This is a genomic window from Flammeovirga sp. SubArs3 (assembly GCF_947387565.1).
Classification (GTDB): Bacteria; Bacteroidota; Bacteroidia; order Cytophagales; family Flammeovirgaceae; genus Flammeovirga; species Flammeovirga agarivorans.
In genome coordinates this window covers 407,791-427,928 of the sequence record NZ_CANDOA010000003.1, presented here as the reverse complement: position 1 = coordinate 427,928, position 20,138 = coordinate 407,791, and the positions used below count along the sequence as shown (strand labels likewise).

Genomic DNA, 20,138 nt, shown 5'->3' with positions numbered 1-20,138 from the left:
ATTACAATTTTCATTTAATAAACATTCATTTACTCTTTTTTGCTTAATCTGTCAAAGAGACAAACTCAAATTTTTGGCCATCAAATAGCCCTTTATCACTTAATTTTAATGCAGGAATCACTAAAAGAGCCATAAATGACAGTGTCATATATGGATCATGAAGAGTAGAACCTAAAGATTTAGCAATTTCTAACAATTCATTATATTTTTCTGCAGCTACTTCTCCAGATAAATTAGACATAAGCCCTGCAATTGGTAATGGAAAACTTGTGACTTCATCAATATTTGATACCGCAATGCCTCCTTTCGTTCGGATTACCTCATTTACCGCCTTGATTATTTCCTCATCATTTACACCTACTGCAATGATATTATGACAATCATGGGCTACGGTAGAAGCTATTGCACCTTCTTTTAAACCGAATCCTTTGATATATCCAATTGATGGTGGTGCATCATTATATCGATTAATGACAACCATTTTTAAAGCATCTTGTTGTCTTAGCTGAGAAGTATCTATTATTTCAGAAGAAGTGATCAATTGTCCATCATGAGCTACAATTGTTCTGACTTTTTTATACTTTACACTGACCTGTATTTCTTCAACCATTTTATGAGAACAATTGAAATTATTAATCAATGTAGGAGCTGGGGTAGTAAATAATTCTCGTCCATTTTCAGCAACTTTTTCACCATTAATATAAGTAGCAACAGGCTTAAATCGGGTCATGCTTTCTATTACAACAAAGTCAGCAAAATCACCTTTTCTTAATTGCCCAACATCTAAGTTATAGTGGTTGATAGGATAGATGGATGCAATTTTGATAACTTCAAATAAATCAGCTCCAATATCAAAAGATCTTTTAATAAATCGATCTATATGCCCATTTATTAGTTCATGAGGATGGGAATCATCTGTACAAAACATTAATTGCTCTGTATGAGATTTTAGTAAAGGAGATAATGCTTCATAATTTTTAGCTGCACTACCTTCTCTAATAAGAATTTTCATACCTGCATTTATCTTGTCCAATGCTTCATCAAGCTCAACACATTCATGATCCGTTGATATACCTGCCGAAGCGTATTTTTCAGCATCTTTTCCTTTAAGACCAGGTGCATGACCATCTATTGGTTTATTACTTTCTTTAGCCGCTTGTATTTTTTTATAGACCTCTTCATCATTATTCAAAACACCTGGCCAATTCATCATTTCTGCAAGATATTTGATCTCATTTTTAATCATAAGATTCTTAATATCTTTAGAAGTGATTCTTGCTCCTGAAGTTTCAAAATCGGTAGCAGGAACACATGACGGAGCTCCGTAATTAAATTTGAAAGGCGTTTTTTTTCCTTCCTCTATCATATAATTAACGCCCTCAACACCCAGTACATTAGCAATTTCATGTGGGTCTGATACTGTAGCTACAGTTCCATGTCTCACTGCAATTTTTGCAAATTCAGTAGGAGAGAGCATACTACTTTCTATATGTATATGGGCATCTACAAAACCCGGCATTATGTATTTATCGGAACCTTTAGCTTCCTCATCATATCTAATATCTTTGATGTGCTTTCCAGCTATTGTTAATTTTCCAGGGTAGATGATTCTTCTATGAACATCTACAATATTCCCAAAGATAATCTTCTCCATTTAAGCTATGTATGAGTTAATAAAATCAATATCAAAAAAGCCAAAACACCTCTTCATAAATAGAAAATTGTTTTGGCCAGTATAGTTATATATACAATTTACGGTTTTTCTTAGAAAACCAATGCATAAGATAGTGTTATATCAAAACGACTAACAGACATATCATTTCCTTCTACTCTTGAAATGTCTGAAATACCAGTAATATATCTAAAATCTACCATGATATTATCTACCATGGCTCCACATCCAAAAACAAGTGATACATTACTATCATTCATGTATCGATGAACATTTCTATCATAAGTAGATCCACTTTCTGTATATGAACCATCCATTACATTGGTAGGACCATTTTCTTTAGCTTTTGCTAAGATGCTCACCATTGGACCAACATTAAAGAAAAACCTTGTTGTCTTACCAAAACTGAACTTCGCTAGAATAGGAATATCTACATAATTTAAATCAACAGTGGTCCCGCTACTTTTTGTACTCATCATGGTGTATAAGCACTCTGTTTGAAGGGAAAATAAATCACTTGTGGCTGCTTCTATTACACCACCAAAAGTTAAGTTGGGTTTATATGAGAAATCTTCAGTTCTATTCGAACGGATTTTACTAATGTTCGTACCTACTTTACCTGCAATCATAATTCCTTGGGCTGAAGTGAATCCTACTATACCAAGAAAAAAAATGAAAGAAAGAAATAATTTTTTCATGAAACAAAAAAGTGAATTTGCAGTGCTTATTGTCATTTGACAACAAAAAATCTATATAAAGTTAGAGAATATAAAACTATTTTCCATCACATAAGATTGAAGAAAAGAAAGAAATAACCCTGATTTACAGAAAACATTTTTATTCTCAATAAGATATAAAACAAAGAAATAGAAAAAGGACGCCTTTTATTTTGAAGTGAGTAAAAATTCATTCATTTTAGAAAAACTAACATCCGCACACAAAAAACAACACAATTAGCACTATGATTTACGATTATGTCATTATTGGTTCTGGTTTTGGAGGAAGTGTCTCAGCAATGCGTTTAGCAGAAAAAGGATACAAGGTTCTCGTTATTGAAAAAGGGAAGAGGATTGATGAAAAAAAACTACCAAAATCAGATTGGAACATTCGGAAATTTTTGTGGGCACCAATATTAAAATGTTTTGGTCCCCAAAGTCTAACCTTCTTTAAAGAAGTATTTATACTTGGGGGTGTTGGTGTTGGTGGAGGGAGTAATGTTTATGGCAATACTCATATGTATCCACAAGATCATTTTTTTGAAAATACAGCATGGTCACATCTTGATGAAGATTGGAAAAAAACGCTTTTACCTTTCTACAACAAAGCTAAGTTTATGCTCGGCACTATCCCTTTTATAGACTTACATGAAGAAGACTATATCTTAAGGGATGTTGCAAAAGAAATGGGAAAAGAAGAGTCATTTGGTGGAGTTAATGTTGGAGTTAATTATAATAGTAATGGAGCTAATGAATCAGATCCATATTTCAAAGGTTTAGGGCCTCAAAGGGGAGAATGCCAAAAATGTGCTGGATGTATGCTTGGATGTCGTTATAATGCCAAGAATACATTAGAGAAAAACTACTTGTTTTTTGCTGAAAAGTTTGGCGCTGAGATTTTGCCAGAAACAAAAGCTACAAACATTGAATACAATGAGGATACTTACTCAATCATTGTTGAAAGTAGTACTTCGTTATTATTTAAAAATAAAAGAACAATTAAAGCAAAAGGTCTTATTGTTAGTGCAGGAGTAATAGGGACCATGAAATTACTTCTAAAAGAAAAGTATGAATCAGGTAATCTGAATAAATTATCTAAGCAACTAGGGAAATTTATTAGAACCAATTCTGAAATGCTTTGTGGTGTTACTAATGCAGATAGGAAGCTTAACAACTCTGTAGCAATTAGCTCATACTTCAATCCGGATGAAAATACTCATATTGAAGTTGTAAAATATAATACTGAATCTGGTGCCATGGGTAGGATGGCATCTTTGGCGACTGGTCCTGCCCAAACGGGTATTAGAGGAGTGAAACTTCTTGGAAATATAATTACTCAACCATTTAATTTTCTAAAAAGTACTTTTAAGCTTCATAAATGGGGGGATACATCTATTATCTTATTAGTGATGCAATCTTTAGAAGAGAGTTTAACCCTACAGTGGAAGAAAACTAACTTTGGAGGAAAACTACGATTTGATCCAAAAAATAGTTATGCAGTACCGGCATATATAGATGTTGGTCAAAAAGTATTGAAGAGATATGCTAAAAAGGTAAATGGTGTACCATTAAATGCTCTATCTGAAATTATTATGAATACACCAATGACTGCACACATATTGGGAGGGTGTTCAATGGGTAAAGACGAAAATGAAGGTGTGGTAAATAACAAGTTTGAGGTACATAACTACCCCAATATGTATGTCCTTGACGGTTCAATTATTCCATGTAACTTGGGTGTCAACCCTAGCTTAACCATTACTGCTTTAAGCGAATATGCTATGTCAAATATTCCAGAAAAAGAAGGAAATAGCAATATAAGCTTGGATGAACAACTAGCTAATATCAATTCACAAGAATCATCAATGATAGACTAATTCTATTTTAGAAACTTTGTTGTGAGTCGTTGAATATGACTTAATTGGTGTGTCTGCTTTCCTTCTTGGTTACTGAAAATACCATCCTTTGTAAGAATATCTTCTCGCACATAATGTGAAGCATGAATAATTTTACCCTTGTCAGATATAATTCCAACATGGGTTATTCTTCCTTTATCATTATTGAAAAAGGCTAAATCTCCAGGTTTGGACATTGAGAAAGTTATTTTCTTTCCAATCTCAGCCTGCTGATAAGCATCTCTTGGTAATTGAATACCATGTGCTGCCATTACCGTTTGAGCTAAACCGGAACAATCGATTCCAAAGATAGAACGACCTCCCCATAAATACGGAACTCCTAAGTACTTATTGGCTGTGTCGATAGGATTATCTTCATTATTTGAAGGTAAGACACTATGTAATTGAGCATATTTCAACTGCATGTTATCACACTTCTCATAGTGAAAAGGTAATGTTGAGCCTACAGAAAGATGAATGGTCTTTTGATTGTCAAAAATAGGATATATAGGTCTTGTCACTAAAGGGTGCTCAGTTTTAATGTATCTATCAGCATACTCTGGAGCTATATCACTATGTTGTCCAGTCGTAATATACCCTTCATAACCATCTTTCAACATCTTAATTTTCATCCATTCTTTTGATCTGTTAACAGATAAAACCTGATAAGCTTCACCGTATAACAATTGGGAAATCATCTCTGATGCATGAGCTGCCTTTCCTCGAACAGCGAGAGTACTATATATGCAAAGTCCAAATGTTGGCTTCATGAAAACGTATTATTTTTTAGCTTTACCGTATCTTGTTGCAAAGCTAATATTCGCAGTAATGTTAAAGTTGCTAGAAGTATTAGGTTCTTCATAAATAGCATAATGACTCTTTATGTAGAAATAGTTCAGAGAAATCTCTAAAGAAATTTTCTTTGTCCAAAAATTTCCGATACCAATACCAATACCATAGATATCTCCGTATCCATCGAATTTGGCAATATTTTCTTCTACTGTATAAGTAAGTTGGTTTTTACTTCTTGCATAAGATAATTCAGTAAACAGACCATGAAAGAAATACTTTCTTATTCTTGGTCCGCCACCTAAAAATAGTTCTACGTTTTTGTTACTATAATCAAAAGATACAGTTCTAAGACCTCCATATAAGAAGCCTCCAACCCAAAACGTATTGCAAATATAATAGCCTGCATAGAAGCTACCAAAAACATCAATAAGAACACTACTATTTGTAAAGGCAAGGTCTTGGTTTTGATAAGCAACACCTAATCCATAGCCAAAACCCAATTGTACTTGACCTTTTTGAGTTTGGAATAAGAAATTCTCTACTTCATCATTTAAAATATCAAGTGAGTCCAAGTTTTCTACTTCTTGAGCAATACTTTTTGTAGTACTCAAAAGAAGAATTAGTAGTAGTATTTTATAAAAATGTAAAATTGAATTCATTAAACTATTGATAAGCGCTCATCAATATACGCTTTTTCTTCTTCATTTGTCATGACTAGAAGAACAGAAATAGGAGAAAAAGTCTGTTCCAGAGCAGGTTTGAAATACCATTCATGTCCTTCTCTTATGGCAAGAACTAGAGTAGAGGGCATTTCGTGTATTTTTAATGACTCCAATGTTTTACCGGAATAATTAGATGGAATTTTAATTTCTTCCAATCTAAACATATCCGTTTTATCTCTTCTAACAATATCTAGAAATGTAGTAATGTTAGGACGTATCATTTCCATCGCCATACGACGACCACCAATAGAGTGTGGAGAAACAACCTCATTAGCTCCAACAGACAATAATTTACTTTTGAAAGATGGACTTTTATTTGCTGAGACAATTCTTAATTCCTCATTCAATTGCCTTGCAGATAATGTCGTCACAAGATTTAGATTATCATCGTTAGTACAAATAAAAATACCCGATGCATCTTTAATTCCAGCAGAATTTAAAGTATCATCTAAAGTGCAATCTCCAACTATGCCATATGCATGTTTGTATGATCGTCTATATTTATGATAAATTTCTTCATCACTTTCTATAAAAACAAACTGATGTCCGGCTCGATCCAATTCATCAGCAATTCTGATTCCGACTCTTCCGAGACCACAAATAATGTAGTGTTCTGATAAATTATTAATCATTCTAAGTGTTCTTCTTCTAATGAATTCTTCTTGGATATGTCCTTCTAAAAAGAAAGCTGAAAGTGATGTGGCAATGTAGGTAAATGTACCAATTCCTGAAAAAGCAATAAAAATTGCGAAAACTCTACCAAAAGGATTATTTTCTAGTGGAATAACTTCTCCATAACCAATTGTTGTAATTGTAATTGCGGTCATGAAAAATGCATCCATTGGATCTACAGGTTCATGTGCTGCATACATAAAACCTACAGTTCCGAGAATTAAAATAAAGATAATAACTCCAAAGGCAGGTAGTATTTTTGACAGGAGTGCCCTCATCTAGATAATATTTACTTCAGGTTCTATTGTTACTCCAAATTTAGTAAAGACATCCTGCTTAATAGTTAAAGCAAGATCCCATGCTTCTTCGCCAGTGGCTCCACCATTATTTACAAGTACTAAAGCTTGTTTTGGGTAGGTACCAACATGTCCTTTTGATTTTCCTTTCCAACCCGTTTTTTCTATTAACCAACCGGCAGGAATTTTTGTGTAGTCATCCCCAACTTTATAATGAGGGGCTTCAGGATATTGATCTAGAATCTTTTGTGCCTCCTGATTAGGTAAAACAGGGTTCTTAAAGAAGCTTCCGCAATTACCTATTTCTTTTGGATCAGGTAATTTTGAATTTCTAATATCAATAATTACTTGAGCGAGTGTTTTTGGAGTAATTTCCTGTATATTTTTTTCTGCAATCGTATTTTCAATGATTCCATATGATGTATTGAAAGACCATTGCTCTTTTTTATTCAGAGTGATAGTAATTGAAAGAACTGTAATTTTACCTTTTAACTCATTTTTGAATATACTGTTTCTATAACCAAATAGACATTCTTCATTGGAATATACCATCACTTCTTTTTTCTCATGATGATAAAATTCTACTTCATCAATTACATCTTTTACTTCGGTACCATAAGCACCAATATTCTGGATAGGGGAAGCACCAACCGTACCAGGTATTAAAGCCAAGTTTTCAATCCCTTGCCAATCAAGGTCTGCAGTTCTCAAGACAGTTTCATGCCAATTCTCACCTGCACCAATCTTTATTTGAACAGCAGAATTGTTTTCATGAACGACTTCAAATCCTTTAATTTCATTTTTGATAATTAAACCATCATAATCTTTTGTAAATAACAGGTTACTTCCTCCACCCAGTATCATAAATTTAGATGGGGTAGTATCAAGGATTTCTTTTAAGTCGTCTAATGATTTAATAATAGAAAATTGGGCTGTCTTTACTTTTGCTCCAAAAGTATGGAATGGTAATAAAGACTTGTTAGTTTCAATCATGATAGTTTATATTAAAAACCTCCCACTTTTTAGAGAGGGAGGTTATAAGTTGTTATCCAATTTTTTCAACTAGTTCATCTAGTGGAAGCTGATTAAATCTTCCTGATGACATCAATAACAGATTTCGTTTTGACCAATCTATACTTAGTAGTCGCTCTTCTAATTCTTTTTCATTAGTGAAAACTTCTACATTTTTCTGGTCAAATGCTTTATAAACATCTTCTTTAGTTATGGTTTTCAAGCCTTTGTTTTCAACAACTTTAGGATTGAAATAAACCAATGGAATATCCGCTTCTTTTAGTGTCTTACTGTATTCTGATAAGAATGAATCTGTAAGACTACTAAATGTATGTAACTCTAAGCATGCAACAACCTTTTCTTTGTATTGCTTCGCTAAAGCATGTACAGTTGCTTTTACTTTTGAAGGAGCATGTGCAAAATCTCTGAAGATTTTAGTAGTTCCTGAATCCTTTAAAAGTTGCATTCTTAAAGCGGCACCTTCAAAAGTGGCAATAGCTTCAATAAATTCATCTCTGCTTACATTTAGACGTTTACAAACTTCCATGGCAGCAGACATGTTTTGTAAGTTGTGATCACCAAAAACTATTGTCTCTGTATTTACAGAACCTGCAGTAATGATTGTTTTGCCATCTTTTACTTTAGATTTGATCTTATCGTAAGGGATAACATCAACATCTCCAGAAACAGGTGTTCTTTTAACAAGTTTCTTTAATGGTTTATCATCTGATGAATAGATTAAAGCACCACCTTTTGGAGAGTTTTTAATAAACTCTTCGAATTGCTGCTCATAACCTTCATAAGTAGGATAAACATTTATATGATCCCAAGCGATACCAGTAATAATACCAATATGTTGGTGATAATGTAAAAACTTAGGCTGAGGGTCTAAAGGAGATGATAGGTACTCATCGCCTTCCAAGATGATTACTGGAGCCTTTTCTGTAATTTTCACAGGTCTATCTACACCTTTTAATGATGCACCTACTAAATAATCACAGTCGATATTCCAGTATTTCAAAACATGAATTATCATAGAAGAGACAGTAGTCTTACCGTGGCTACCAGCTACAACAATTCTTTGTTTATTTTTAGTCTGAGAGTATACATATTCAGGGAATGAATAGATATTCAGTCCTAGTTGTTTAGCTTTAACTAATTCAGGGTTATCCTTTTTAGCATGCATACCCAAAATAACAGCATTGATATCTTTTGTAATGATATCAGGATTCCAACCCATTTCCTCAGGTAAAAGGTCAAATTCCTTTAAATTGGATAGTGCAGGTTCATAAATCCCATCGTCTGAACCACTAACATTATAGCCCTTTTGCTTTAGTGAGATAGCAAGATTATGCATGATACTACCTCCAATTGCAATAAAATGAACTCTCATATATGTATTTAGATATCTTTTCTATTCATTAAGTAAGGCAAAAATAAAAGAATAGATGTATTTAACTGAATTATTACTCAATTATTATCAGAAAACGAAAACAATAATCTAAAACTTAAGGACAAAAAAATCCTGTAGTAGAAAAAATTACTCCTTTCAATTTCAAGAATAAACATTTTTTCTCTAATAAATTTGATAACGTTTCTAACCTAGAAAGCAATATTTATTGGAAATCTGCTTAATTTTGTAAAATGGATAATAAACCAAACAGTTCAAGAAGTAGTTTAATTCAATCGGCCTTCGGTAATAACACTCCCGATCCCGTTGGATTAGACCTTATGAATGCCAAGAAAAGACCTTGTGATCATGATTTAGAGCGTGCCACATTAGGTGCTTTAATCTTGGAAAAAGAGGCCTTGAACGAAGTTATTGAAGTTTTAAAGGCGGATTCTTTTGATAGAGAAGCCCATCAATTTATATATAATGCAATTGTAGGTATTTTCAACCGATCAGAACCGGTGGATGCGATGACAATTGTGACAGAATTACGTAAGTCTGGTGAATTAGAAAAAGTAGGAGGAGTATCATATATTGCTCGTCTTACTCAGAATGTAACATCATCAGCCAACGTACTTCATTATGCTAGAATTTTACAGGAATATTCCATTAAAAGGAAATTGATAAATGTTTCTAATGAAATTCAATTAAAAGCATATGATGATACTACAGATGTTTTCGAACTTTTAGATAAAATGGAAAACTCATTATTTGAGGTTTCTGAAGAAAATGTCCGAAAAAATTATGTAGGCATGAACGAGGTTGTTAAAGAAGTTTTCCTAGAACTAGAAGAACTTCGTGACAATACAGATGGTATGACTGGTGTTCCTTCTGGTTTCACTGGATTAGATAGAGTGACATCTGGATGGCAACCTTCCGATTTAATTATTATTGCTGCCCGTCCTGCCATGGGTAAAACGGCATTTATTTTATCTGCTTGTCGTAATGCTTCCATAGGTTTTGGAAAAGGTACTGCAATATTTTCTCTTGAGATGTCAGCGGCACAGTTAGTAAAACGTTTAGTATCTGCTGAAGCTGAATTGGAAAGTGAGAAACTTAAAAAAGGACAATTAACAGATGAAGAATGGAGACGCTTAGTTGACAAAACGGCTAGTCTTTCTTCAGCTCCAATTTATATTGATGACACTCCTGCACTTACCGTACTTGAATTACGAGCAAAGTGTCGTCGTCTGAAAGCACAACATGATATCTCATTAATTGTAATTGATTACCTTCAATTAATGAGTGCTGGAGATAGTAAATCTAAAGGTAACCGTGAACAGGAAATTGCCTTTATTTCACGATCTCTTAAGCAAGTTGCAAAAGAATTAAATGTACCTGTTATCGCACTTTCTCAATTATCTCGTGCCGTTGAAACTAGAGGAGGAGATAAGCGACCACAATTATCCGATCTTCGTGAATCTGGATCGATTGAACAAGATGCTGACATGGTAATGTTCTTATACAGACCAGAATACTATGGTCTTGATGAGGACGAAGAAGGAAACTCTACAAAAGGTATGGGTGAAGTTATTATCTCTAAAAACCGTAGTGGCGGTTTGGAGAATGTTCGCCTTAAATTTATTGGTCAATATACTAAGTTTACCGATTGGGAAGATGGCTCATTTATGGGCGATGACATCATGCCTATGGATATGGGTGGCTTTGCAGGTGCACCTCCAATGCAATCTAATATGCAAAGTGGAGAGGTAACTTTTGATCAGATGAATGCATTACCTCCAGACCTAGATATGGGAGATTCATTCAGAGGCAATAATCAAGATGAAGGTCAACAATTCCAAACGTTACCTTCAAAGATTAATAGGGATGAAAATAATCCTCCGCCACCACCATCAAATGAACCTCCGTTTTAATAAAAAAAGCCTCAGTAAGTGCATTACTGAGGCTTTTTTTATTCTTCTTTATCTTTAAGATTTTGATAAAGGTTTTTGATGTAATCAGAGGCTTGCTTTGCTGTTTCTACAAAAGGTTGAGACATCTGGTTAAAATCATCATAATAGCTTTCTTTCGCTTCTTTTGAATCATAACTAATATCCGTTTCTAGGTTATAATTACCATTCAGTATTAAATCATATTCTCCACTTTGTACCCATTTCATCAATTCATTTATCCTTGAAACAGGGAATGGGTGAGTTTCGAAAATAGTATTGAAGAATTTATGAGTATTATCAAGCATTGTATTACTCTCTTCATACTCTTTTGCCTGTTGGAGAAATTCACCTAAATTCATTTGATCAATGAGGTTGCCACCAGCAGTCTTCATTAATAAATTAATAGATGTCTCAGGGTTTTGCGTAACTAATAAACTTGCTCTATCAGCAGATAATTCACTTTTCCTTTGCCATTCTTTTAATCCCGCTATTATCCCCAATAGGGCTGTATTTCCTAATGGAATACCTAAATCAACGACAGAGACTTTTAAAAGAATACTAAGTAAAGTATGATACAAAACATGACCACTAAGTATATGTCCTAATTCATGTGCTATAACAGCCTGTATCTCATCATCATTAAATGTTTCTAAAATCGATGAGTTAAGAATGATAAATGGATTTTCTACCCCTAAGGCTCCAGCATTTAAAATTGGACTTTGAGATACATAAATCTCAGGAATAACTTCAACGTCTAGTATTTGACAACATTCAACTAATAACTGATATATTTTGGGAAATTGTCTTTCGTTACATCTTACGGATGAAGCTAGTGTCATCATTCGAAGAGATTTTTCAGTTGATTTACTTATCACAAATTTTACAACTGTATCTAACCCTTTAATTTTTTTGAGTGATTTTAAAGCTACTTTATCTACTGGATGTTCCCAAGCAGCGGCCTTTATATTTTTGAAATGTATTTTTCTGATTTTTAAACTTTGATTTGCCATAAGTTAATCGTTGATAGATGAAGTTATAAACAAGATACAACGAAAGAAATTAACTAAGAAATCTATAAGTATCTGAGAAAGACAATCATGTTTAAAAATCATATATCTAATCAGAATAATTGTCTTTGTTATACTTTAGAATAGAGTATATTTGTTTTGATAGATCACTTTTTATTAGTAATAATTTTTCAATAGAGTTGTTTAACTACCGTCAAACGATATTACTTTTCTCACTATTTTTCCTGTCAGCTTGTGTTTCTTACAAAGAGTTGGAACAGGATAAAAGTCTTTTGGTAAAGCAGAGATTAGAAGGGGTTAAATACACTGACAAATCTTCTTTGGAATCGATAATAAGGAAAAAACCTAACCGTACTTTTTTAGGTACTGAAATGAGGATCCCTTTGTATGCTTATCAAAGAGGTTACAAGTATTATGTAAAAAATTATTCTAAAGATAGTATCAAATTAGTAGACGCTACTGAATATTGGGAAACGCTTATTTCTGCAAGGGAAAAAGAGTTGACCAAACAAATAAAGATAAACAGAGATAGCCTAAATTACTTATACACACAAGATCTCTATGATTCCTATGAGGATATTCATGAACTTGAAAAACAAAGTATCAAAGACTCAGTTAAAGGAATTCGTAAACTAAGAAAACTGAAGTCTAAATCTATTTCTAAAACTGATAAACTCACGGAAAGAGTTGAAAAAGGGAACTGGTTGATGAAATCTGCAGGAGAGCCTCCTAGTTATTTTGATCAGGACGAATCAGAAAATAATGCAAGAAGTATTGAGCGAGCACTTGTTCAAAGAGGGTTCTTAAATGCCTCTGTAACCTTGGAATTCGATACCTTAAAAAATAGTACTTATCCCTTTATTAGAGAGACATATACTGTTGATGAAAAAAGGCAATGGGTGATTAATAAAATTGCTTATGATGTAAAAGACAAAGCAGTGTATAATCAGATCCTTACTTTTAATAAAAAAAGTTACTTGAAAGTAAAAGGGAAGTACTCCGAAATAAAACTACAGCAAGAAAGAGCGAGAATAAATAAGCTATTAAGGGATAACGGATATTTCGATTTTAATAGCTCTTATATTAAATATGAGGTCGATACCAATCATCAACATGGTAAACTTGATATTAAAATCATTATTGATTCACCAGCTGATAAAGAAGCACATACAAAGTATTATGTAAAAGACATTTACGTTGAGACTGACCCTAATGATAAATCAGAAGCTGATACTACAAATTATGAGTCTATCACATATGTTGAGCATAAAAAGAAATACAAAGAAAAGATCCTAAACGGGAAATTGGCATTAAAAGAAACCACACCTTTCAATGAATCGCTAACTAATGACACTCGTTTTTTCTTGAGTCAGATGGATGCTTTTAAATTCGTCAATATCGAATATGTAAAACAAGGCAGTGACTCTTTAAATGCATTGATTTATACCAGTTCATTTAATAAGTATCAGTATGCGTTCGAAACAGGACTAAATGTTAGTAGATCTTTACCAGGTCCATTTGCTAGTGTTTCATTAAAAACAAGAAATATTTTTAAGGGTGCGGAGTCTTTAGAATTCAGAGGTCGTTTTTCTTTAGAAGCTCAGGCTAGTGTTGCTGAAACAACAAATGACATTTATAATGGTACTGAATATGGTTTAAGTGCTATTCTTAAGATACCTAGACCACTAATACCTTTTTCATCTAAACTGAATGATTTATACTACTATCGTACTGCAAAAACCAATATAATTGGTGATGTTGCTTATGTAAGTAGACCTGAATATACTAGATTAAATTTGAAAGGTGAGTTTGGTTATGAATGGAGAAATAGAAAAGATGATCTATTTGAATTATCACTAGCAGACTTGAATGTAATCAATACACCATTTTTAAGTAATCCATTCAGAATTAGGTTACAACAACTTGCCGAACAAGGAAACACATTACACTATTCTTTTGACAATTCTTTTGTATCAAGTATGCACTTGGGAGTTTCGAGAATGAGAGGAGAGTACATCACCAGTTCTTCAAAATCATCTTACATAAAAGTTTATGGAGAGATTGGTGGTAATGCACTAGACCTTGTTAATCAATGGACGGGAAGTGAACCAGGATCCATCTATGGTCTACGTTATTATAAGTTTTACAAATTGTATTATGACTTAAGAAGGGTTGTTCCTATTGGTGAGAAAAAGAAACATTTCTTTGCCTCAAGAATACATATGGGTATTGCTAAATCATATGGCGAGGTGGATGCCTTACCTTATGAAAAGTATTTTTTCTCAGGTGGTGGTAATAGTAATAGAGCATGGAGACCAAGACGATTAGGTCCGGGTTCATATACACCTCCACAAAATGAAAATGGAACATTCGATTATAGTTATGAACAACCAGGTGATATTATTATTGAATTAAATGCTGAATGGCGTTACAAAATCACTAGGCTTTTCCAATGGGCATTCTTTATTGATGCAACAAATGTATGGTTGATTGAAGAAGATAAAACTAGACCAGGAGGCAACTTTGAATTTAGTCGATTCTGGAAGGAATTTGGAATTGGTGCAGGCTTCGGTGCCAGAATGGACTTCTCCTTCTTATTAGTAAGATTGGATATCGGTACAAAAATCTATGATCCAGCAAGAAAAGAGGGGGATAGATTTGTTGCAGGATATAATTTTTTCGGAAAAGGCACAACAGAATTTAATATAGGTATAGGGTATCCATTCTAATTCACTATTTTTGCAACCTAATTATAGAAATATGACAAATAGCGTTGTAATATTATTAGGTGCAAACCTTGGAGATAAATTTTCTACTATGGCAAATGCTGTAGAAGAATTGAAAAATAGTGTAGGTGAAATCTCAAAAATCTCTAGTATTTATGAAACAGATGCTTGGGGAAAGGAAGATCAACCATCATATCTAAATCAAGTTGTAGAAGTACAAACAGGTATTTCTGCTGATGATCTAATACATATCACACAAGATATTGAAAATAAATTAGGACGTGTCCGAAAAGAAAAATGGGGTGCTCGTATCATCGATATCGATATACTTTTTTACAATCATGATATCATTGAACTAGAGAACCTAAAAGTTCCACACCCTTGGCTTCAAGAGAGACGTTTTACATTAGAACCATTAACAGAAATTTTACCAAACTATTTACATCCAGTTTTAAATCTGTCAATTAGAGATTTACTTTTGCAGTGCGATGATCCTTTAGAGGTCAAAAAATTGGTAAAGGAAACAAATCATCCTACTTATTAATCTTATTTCAAGATGGGAAGAAGAAAGAAAAAAAACATAGTTTTAGAAAATATAGAAATTATCGATGTTGGAGCTGAAGGAAAAGCTATAGCAAAAACAGAAGATAATATGACTGTCTTTGTAACAGGAGCAGTAACAGGCGACGTATGTGACCTTCAAGTAACAAAGAAGAGAAAGTCATATATGGAGGCTAAACCTATTAAATTCCATAGTCAATCGGATAAGAGAATTGAGCCTTTCTGTGAGCATTTTGGGCTTTGTGGTGGTTGTAAATGGCAAATGTTAGATTACAAATGGCAATTGCATTACAAGCATAAACAAGTGGAAGATCAATTGTCTAGAATCGGTAAAATAGAATTACCAAAGTTCAACCCAATCCTTGGTTCTGAGAAGACAAAGAACTACAGAAATAAGATGGATTTCACATTTACTTCTAGTCGTTGGCTGACAAAAGAAGAAATGGAAACTGGTGGAGAAAATATCGAAAGAAGAGGTGTTGGTCTTCACCTTCCAGGTATGTGGAATAGAGTCCTTCATCTAAACGACTGTTTCTTACAAAATGAACCAGCAGATGAAATCAGAAAAGAAGCTTATAAATATATCTTAGAAAATGATCTTACTACGTTTGATCATTATGAACATACAGGTCTATTAAGAAACTTAATCATCAGAACTGCTTCTACAAAAGATTTGATGGTTATGGTACAGTTCTATGATGACAATCAAGAACAAATAGATGGGTTTATGGAGCATCTTAAAAACACGTTTCCACAAATCACATCCCTGTTATATGTTATCAATCAAAAGAAAAATGACAGCTATCAGGATCTAGATTTCAAAGTATACAATGGCAAAGAGTATATTGAAGAAGAGATGGAAGGTCTTAGATTTAGAGTAGGCCCTAAATCATTTTATCAAACAAACTCTGAACAGGCGTATACTTTATATAAAGTAGCTAGGGACTTTGCCAATTTAACGGGTGAAGAAAGAGTTTACGATTTATATACAGGTACTGGTACTATTGCTCAATTTGTTTCTCGTAAAGCAAAAGAAGTAATTGGTATTGAGTATGTTGAAGATGCTATTAAGGATGCAAAGAAAAACTCTGAGCTAAATAGTATCGACAATTGTAAGTTCTTTGCAGGAGATATGAAAGATATCCTTACAAGAAACTTTATTAAAAAACATGGAGAACCTGATGTAATTATAACAGACCCTCCAAGAGCTGGAATGCATGAAGATGTGATTAAACAAATTCTTGAGGTAACACCAAAAAGAATAGTTTATGTCAGTTGTAATCCTGCTACTCAAGCAAGAGATCTTGCACTTTTAGATGAAAAATATAAAGTCACACAAGTAACGCCGGTTGATATGTTCCCACAAACATATCATGTGGAAAATGTAGTAGCTTTAGAATTAAGATAAAAAAGAAAGGTGATCATTTATTTGATCACCTTTTTTCTTAAATAAAATCAGACTTTAGAATAACGAATTTTTCACCCACCGTTAAAGTTTCATATCCTTTTTGTTCTTCATAAATCGTTTTAAGAAGAAGTACATGATTCCAAGTTACTGAAGTGGGGTCTAAGCCAATTGCAGTAAATAACCTTCTAGTGAGTGTAAAGAAACCATCTCCATATTGAATGGTCATGATAATCTGCTCGACTTTCACAGTATTAGTTTTTATGATTCTCTTTTCGTTGTTAGCATTTGTACTGTGTGAGATCGACAGGAACAAGAGGGTAGAAGTTAGAAATACAAAAAATAGCTTTTTCATTTGAGAGTAATATTTATTAGATAATTAATTGACTAACACAATTATAATGTAACGTTGTTACTTTGTCAAGTAAAATATGCAATTTTTTTAATAAAATTATTAACAGAAATCAACTAGGAGAGAAGCCACTTTTTTGCTTCTTCAATGGATATAAAGTACTGATAATCATAGCCTAAGTAATCACCTGAGTTTTCAATGATATTTTCCACACTTACTTGAGAAAGGAAATCTTGACTTACGATCAATGCATATTTCGTGATGTTACTTTTGACTAATTCCTTTCTTGCGAAATTAGAGGACCATTCTTGGGTAGCGACACTAATCTGGAAGTTGAAGTTTTGAAGATCCGTTATACAATAAGAGGGTTTATATTTTTTGAAGAGATCAATCCATATCATCACTTCATTTTTATATTCTCCATCAGTTAACATAGAAGTATCTATATCAAACCAAGAATTTATTATGATTTGATTTTCTTCGTCCAATTGAATAAGATGAGCTGCTGTTTGATGAATAGTCTGCATTTAGCTATTTTGATTATTAAAAAGAGATAATGTAGTAGAGTATGAAGATATATATATATGTAATAAAATAAAACTCAATTTAACATAACATAATTTATATTATTACCACCCAAGGAGCCTTTCCATACATTTTTGCATAATAATGTATTCATTCTGAATTGTTAAAGGTGTCTTTTTAGCTAATTCAACTATTTTCCATTCATGCTTAGTATCTTCATCAATTTGATCTGAAACACAGATAATACCGATATTTTCATACTTACTAATAAAATTTTGTGCAGCATCAATGTATTCAGTATTTAAAGGAATACCAATATAGAAATAATCACAATAGGCACTTTTCTTGATTATTTTCTGTCTATTTTTCTGAAAATCAGATAACTCCGTAATCACCTCAACACCAACTACTTGTGGTCTTTCTGCTGATTCTTTTTTAGGCCGAACCAATGATAAAATATTAATCTCGGTAAAAGCCGCTAATTGAAACGCAATCAGGTGCTCAAACTTGGAAGTAAAATCAACATTAAATGTTCTTGCTAACCATTGTTCTGATCTTAAAGCATTGATAATATTAGCTCTTGCAACGTTTTCGCTAGATAACTTATACTTTTCCATCTTCTTGAGATCTTCCCAATACTTATCCATTGTATTGGTCTTGACATGTTCATTCTTTTTCGATGATGGCATATCATATGGAACAACAAATTGCTTTTTGTTGGCCTTGTCATCTATAGCTATAGGTTCATCTTTTTTTCGACCTCTTTCGGTCTTCCCCCCTTTTAATGGTCTATAAATATTCCATAACTCCCTTAATTCATGACGCATATTAGCTCCCTCAATCATCTTATTTTTCACCTCTTCGACAATTCTAGACGGTGCGATAGTTCTGACCTTACTAAAAGTTTCAAGTTGCTCAGGAGTAGTTTTAACAATAGACTCATCCATTTCCGTAATATCAGAATAACCTAGAATTTCCATATACAGTTTTGCACCAGATCTTGCTCTCCAGAGGGTGGATATATTAATACCATTTTTCTGTGCCAAGCTTTTAACGTATTCAGTAAATGATCTTGCTCTTAACTTATAAAGTTCAGCAGATTCAATTCTATCTAATAACTTTGCTACTCTTAGCCAGTTTCTCCTATCCTTTTGAATTAATATCTCAAATTCAAGTTCTATTTGTTCTAATTCATTTAATTGCATAGTTGCAAGTTGCAACTTATAATCAATAAATACAATTATATTGTATCAATGTTTAAATAGAATATTTATATTGTATTGAATATTCTAAAATCATTATTTTGAAAAGATATATACTTTCAATATTTCTATTTTTTAATTTATATCACTCATCCTATTCTCAAGACATTTTATCTTTATTCTCAACAGAGGGACAAAATGCTCAAAATACAAGTTTAGAACTTTTCAGAAGGTATACACAACCCCTATCTGAAAGTTATGCTTGGGCAATTAGTTTAGGATGGAACCACACTGCTCGACCGCATAGACCTATTGGTTTCGATCTTAGTATTGGAACGTCTGCTATATTATTAGCACCCGAACAATTATACTATACAGTAGATGATTTAGAAGGAGTTAGAGTGATTTCCGGTACAAATCGTTTACCTACCTTCTTCGGGTCAAATACTAATACTTCTGTAATCGGTGTAAAAAACGATGATGGCACTGAAGCTATTATTCCAGCAACTCAAGGTGTAAATATTGACTTCGCAGTACTACCCACAATTAAGTTTGGTCTTGGTGTATTTAAGAATACTGAATTATTAGGACGATTATTTCCTAAAGTTGAATACAATGGAATTGTTATGAGAATGTGGGGAGCTGGAATCAAACATAATATCATCCAATGGTTCTTTAAAGAGAAATCACCCTTTGATTTAAGTATATTCGGAGGTTATACAGAAGCTTTAGGGAAATATCCGGTAGATCAATCAGGTGTTACACCTGTTGTTAATCCGGGGAATTTAGAATTTGAAACTAGAGGTGGAGATTTTGAGGCGATAATTTCTAAGACTTTTCCCCTACTCACAATTTATGCAAGCACAGGATTCGTATATAGTAAGAACACAACTACTCTTGTAGGTGATTATAGATTAGAGAACAATACAGATCAAACATTAAATATACCCGATGAAGGTGTCATCGATGTTTATGAACTTAAAGCATGGAAATTTACAGGTGGTGTAATGCTGAAATTTGGTCTAGTTTTCATAAATGGAGATTACACTTATGCCGAATCGCATCAGTTTAATGCGGGTTTAGGGTTAACATTAAAATAAAAGCAGGCAAATTTTGTTAAGAATTCTTAAATGCAACGTATAAATGCTTTTTTTAAAGCCTAAATAAACGATTTTTGTAGCTGCGTTTAGAATTATGGCGTTTCTTGCCCCTTTATGTGGT

The 20,138-nt window shown here is 33.1% G+C and carries 17 protein-coding genes; 6 read left to right on the top strand and 11 right to left on the bottom strand.

From position 1 onward, the window contains the following. Positions 1-43 precede the first annotated feature (43 nt). Both ade and QL232_RS10820 read right to left on the bottom strand, forming a co-directional pair. Positions 44-1,654: an adenine deaminase gene (ade, locus tag QL232_RS10825; protein ID WP_281614124.1), complete on the bottom strand. Its 1,611-nt coding sequence runs from the start codon at positions 1,652-1,654 to the stop codon at positions 44-46. 110 nt (positions 1,655-1,764) lie between these two features. Beyond that, positions 1,765-2,370, bottom strand: coding sequence for a porin family protein (locus tag QL232_RS10820; protein WP_281614123.1), 606 nt, complete (start codon positions 2,368-2,370; stop codon positions 1,765-1,767). A gap of 263 nt (positions 2,371-2,633) precedes the next feature. Between QL232_RS10820 and QL232_RS10815 the strand changes: the two genes are divergently transcribed. Continuing rightward, positions 2,634-4,265: a GMC family oxidoreductase gene (locus QL232_RS10815; RefSeq protein ID WP_281614122.1), complete on the top strand. Its 1,632-nt coding sequence runs from the start codon at positions 2,634-2,636 to the stop codon at positions 4,263-4,265. A 2-nt stretch (positions 4,266-4,267) separates the two neighbouring features. On the opposite strand, the gene QL232_RS10810 is transcribed toward QL232_RS10815, so the two are convergent. From QL232_RS10810 to QL232_RS10790, 5 genes are read right to left on the bottom strand one after another with little or no spacing between them, the layout of a single operon-like run. Then, a complete protein-coding gene (locus QL232_RS10810) occupies positions 4,268-5,053 on the bottom strand; it encodes a C40 family peptidase (protein ID WP_281614121.1) in 786 nt (261 codons plus the stop codon). 9 nt (positions 5,054-5,062) lie between these two features. After that, the gene (locus QL232_RS10805) at positions 5,063-5,686 is read right to left on the bottom strand and encodes a hypothetical protein (RefSeq protein WP_281614120.1); all 624 of its coding nucleotides are present in this window, start codon (positions 5,684-5,686) and stop codon (positions 5,063-5,065) included. Positions 5,687-5,733: 47 nt separating this feature from the next. Further along, positions 5,734-6,747, bottom strand: a complete 1,014-nt coding sequence (locus QL232_RS10800; RefSeq protein ID WP_281614119.1) for a potassium channel protein — start codon at positions 6,745-6,747, stop codon at positions 5,734-5,736. After that, on the bottom strand, positions 6,748-7,758 hold the full coding sequence (gene murB, locus QL232_RS10795; RefSeq protein ID WP_281614118.1) for a UDP-N-acetylmuramate dehydrogenase: 1,011 nt from the start codon (positions 7,756-7,758) through the stop codon (positions 6,748-6,750). 52 nt (positions 7,759-7,810) lie between these two features. Beyond that, positions 7,811-9,169 (bottom strand): Mur ligase family protein, encoded by a 1,359-nt coding sequence (locus QL232_RS10790; RefSeq protein WP_168883160.1) that lies wholly within the window; start codon positions 9,167-9,169, stop codon positions 7,811-7,813. 251 nt (positions 9,170-9,420) lie between these two features. Here QL232_RS10790 and dnaB point away from each other — a divergent pair, with 251 nt between their 5' ends. Continuing rightward, positions 9,421-11,100 carry a replicative DNA helicase gene (gene dnaB / locus QL232_RS10785; protein WP_281614117.1) on the top strand — a complete coding sequence of 560 codons (1,680 nt, stop codon included), beginning with the start codon at positions 9,421-9,423 and terminating at the stop codon, positions 11,098-11,100. A gap of 38 nt (positions 11,101-11,138) precedes the next feature. Here the strand turns inward: dnaB and QL232_RS10780 are convergent, their stop codons facing one another. Next, positions 11,139-12,128, bottom strand: coding sequence for a M48 family metallopeptidase (locus QL232_RS10780; protein ID WP_168883158.1), 990 nt, complete (start codon positions 12,126-12,128; stop codon positions 11,139-11,141). 197 nt (positions 12,129-12,325) lie between these two features. On the opposite strand from QL232_RS10780, the gene QL232_RS10775 reads away from it, so the two are divergent. The 3 genes from QL232_RS10775 to rlmD are packed head-to-tail and all read left to right on the top strand — an operon-like array spanning position 12,326 to position 16,841. Next, positions 12,326-14,875 (top strand): BamA/TamA family outer membrane protein, encoded by a 2,550-nt coding sequence (locus tag QL232_RS10775; protein WP_281614116.1) that lies wholly within the window; start codon positions 12,326-12,328, stop codon positions 14,873-14,875. Between the two features lie 31 nt (positions 14,876-14,906). Next, a complete protein-coding gene (gene folK / locus QL232_RS10770) occupies positions 14,907-15,416 on the top strand; it encodes a 2-amino-4-hydroxy-6-hydroxymethyldihydropteridine diphosphokinase (protein WP_281614115.1) in 510 nt (169 codons plus the stop codon). 12 nt (positions 15,417-15,428) lie between these two features. Continuing rightward, positions 15,429-16,841 carry a 23S rRNA (uracil(1939)-C(5))-methyltransferase RlmD gene (gene rlmD, locus QL232_RS10765; protein WP_168883155.1) on the top strand — a complete coding sequence of 471 codons (1,413 nt, stop codon included), beginning with the start codon at positions 15,429-15,431 and terminating at the stop codon, positions 16,839-16,841. A gap of 37 nt (positions 16,842-16,878) precedes the next feature. On the opposite strand, the gene QL232_RS10760 is transcribed toward rlmD, so the two are convergent. From QL232_RS10760 to QL232_RS10750, 3 genes are all read right to left on the bottom strand, one after another. After that, positions 16,879-17,193, bottom strand: coding sequence for a hypothetical protein (locus QL232_RS10760; RefSeq protein WP_281614114.1), 315 nt, complete (start codon positions 17,191-17,193; stop codon positions 16,879-16,881). A 113-nt stretch (positions 17,194-17,306) separates the two neighbouring features. Further along, positions 17,307-17,717, bottom strand: coding sequence for a hypothetical protein (locus QL232_RS10755; RefSeq protein ID WP_281614113.1), 411 nt, complete (start codon positions 17,715-17,717; stop codon positions 17,307-17,309). A 102-nt stretch (positions 17,718-17,819) separates the two neighbouring features. Further along, entirely contained in the window at positions 17,820-18,920 is a 1,101-nt protein-coding gene (locus QL232_RS10750) for a hypothetical protein (protein ID WP_281614112.1), read from the bottom strand. 98 nt (positions 18,921-19,018) lie between these two features. On the opposite strand from QL232_RS10750, the gene QL232_RS10745 reads away from it, so the two are divergent. Further along, complete coding sequence (locus QL232_RS10745) at positions 19,019-20,017, top strand: DUF6588 family protein (RefSeq protein WP_168883151.1); 999 nt, start codon at positions 19,019-19,021, stop codon at positions 20,015-20,017. The last annotated feature ends 121 nt before the right edge of the window (positions 20,018-20,138 follow it).

Excerpts from the sequence above, each read along its gene's own strand:
- ade (WP_281614124.1), bottom strand. The coding sequence starts at position 1,654 with ATGGAGAAGATTATCTTTGGGAATATTGTAGATGTTCATAGAAGAATC.
- QL232_RS10820 (WP_281614123.1), bottom strand. The coding sequence starts at position 2,370 with ATGAAAAAATTATTTCTTTCTTTCATTTTTTTTCTTGGTATAGTAGGA.
- QL232_RS10815 (WP_281614122.1), top strand. The coding sequence starts at position 2,634 with ATGATTTACGATTATGTCATTATTGGTTCTGGTTTTGGAGGAAGTGTC.
- QL232_RS10810 (WP_281614121.1), bottom strand. The coding sequence starts at position 5,053 with ATGAAGCCAACATTTGGACTTTGCATATATAGTACTCTCGCTGTTCGA.
- QL232_RS10800 (WP_281614119.1), bottom strand. The coding sequence starts at position 6,747 with ATGAGGGCACTCCTGTCAAAAATACTACCTGCCTTTGGAGTTATTATC.
- murB (WP_281614118.1), bottom strand. The coding sequence starts at position 7,758 with ATGATTGAAACTAACAAGTCTTTATTACCATTCCATACTTTTGGAGCA.
- QL232_RS10790 (WP_168883160.1), bottom strand. The coding sequence starts at position 9,169 with ATGAGAGTTCATTTTATTGCAATTGGAGGTAGTATCATGCATAATCTT.
- dnaB (WP_281614117.1), top strand. The coding sequence starts at position 9,421 with ATGGATAATAAACCAAACAGTTCAAGAAGTAGTTTAATTCAATCGGCC.
- QL232_RS10780 (WP_168883158.1), bottom strand. The coding sequence starts at position 12,128 with ATGGCAAATCAAAGTTTAAAAATCAGAAAAATACATTTCAAAAATATA.
- folK (WP_281614115.1), top strand. The coding sequence starts at position 14,907 with ATGACAAATAGCGTTGTAATATTATTAGGTGCAAACCTTGGAGATAAA.
- rlmD (WP_168883155.1), top strand. The coding sequence starts at position 15,429 with ATGGGAAGAAGAAAGAAAAAAAACATAGTTTTAGAAAATATAGAAATT.
- QL232_RS10760 (WP_281614114.1), bottom strand. The coding sequence starts at position 17,193 with ATGAAAAAGCTATTTTTTGTATTTCTAACTTCTACCCTCTTGTTCCTG.
- QL232_RS10755 (WP_281614113.1), bottom strand. The coding sequence starts at position 17,717 with ATGCAGACTATTCATCAAACAGCAGCTCATCTTATTCAATTGGACGAA.
- QL232_RS10750 (WP_281614112.1), bottom strand. The coding sequence starts at position 18,920 with ATGCAATTAAATGAATTAGAACAAATAGAACTTGAATTTGAGATATTA.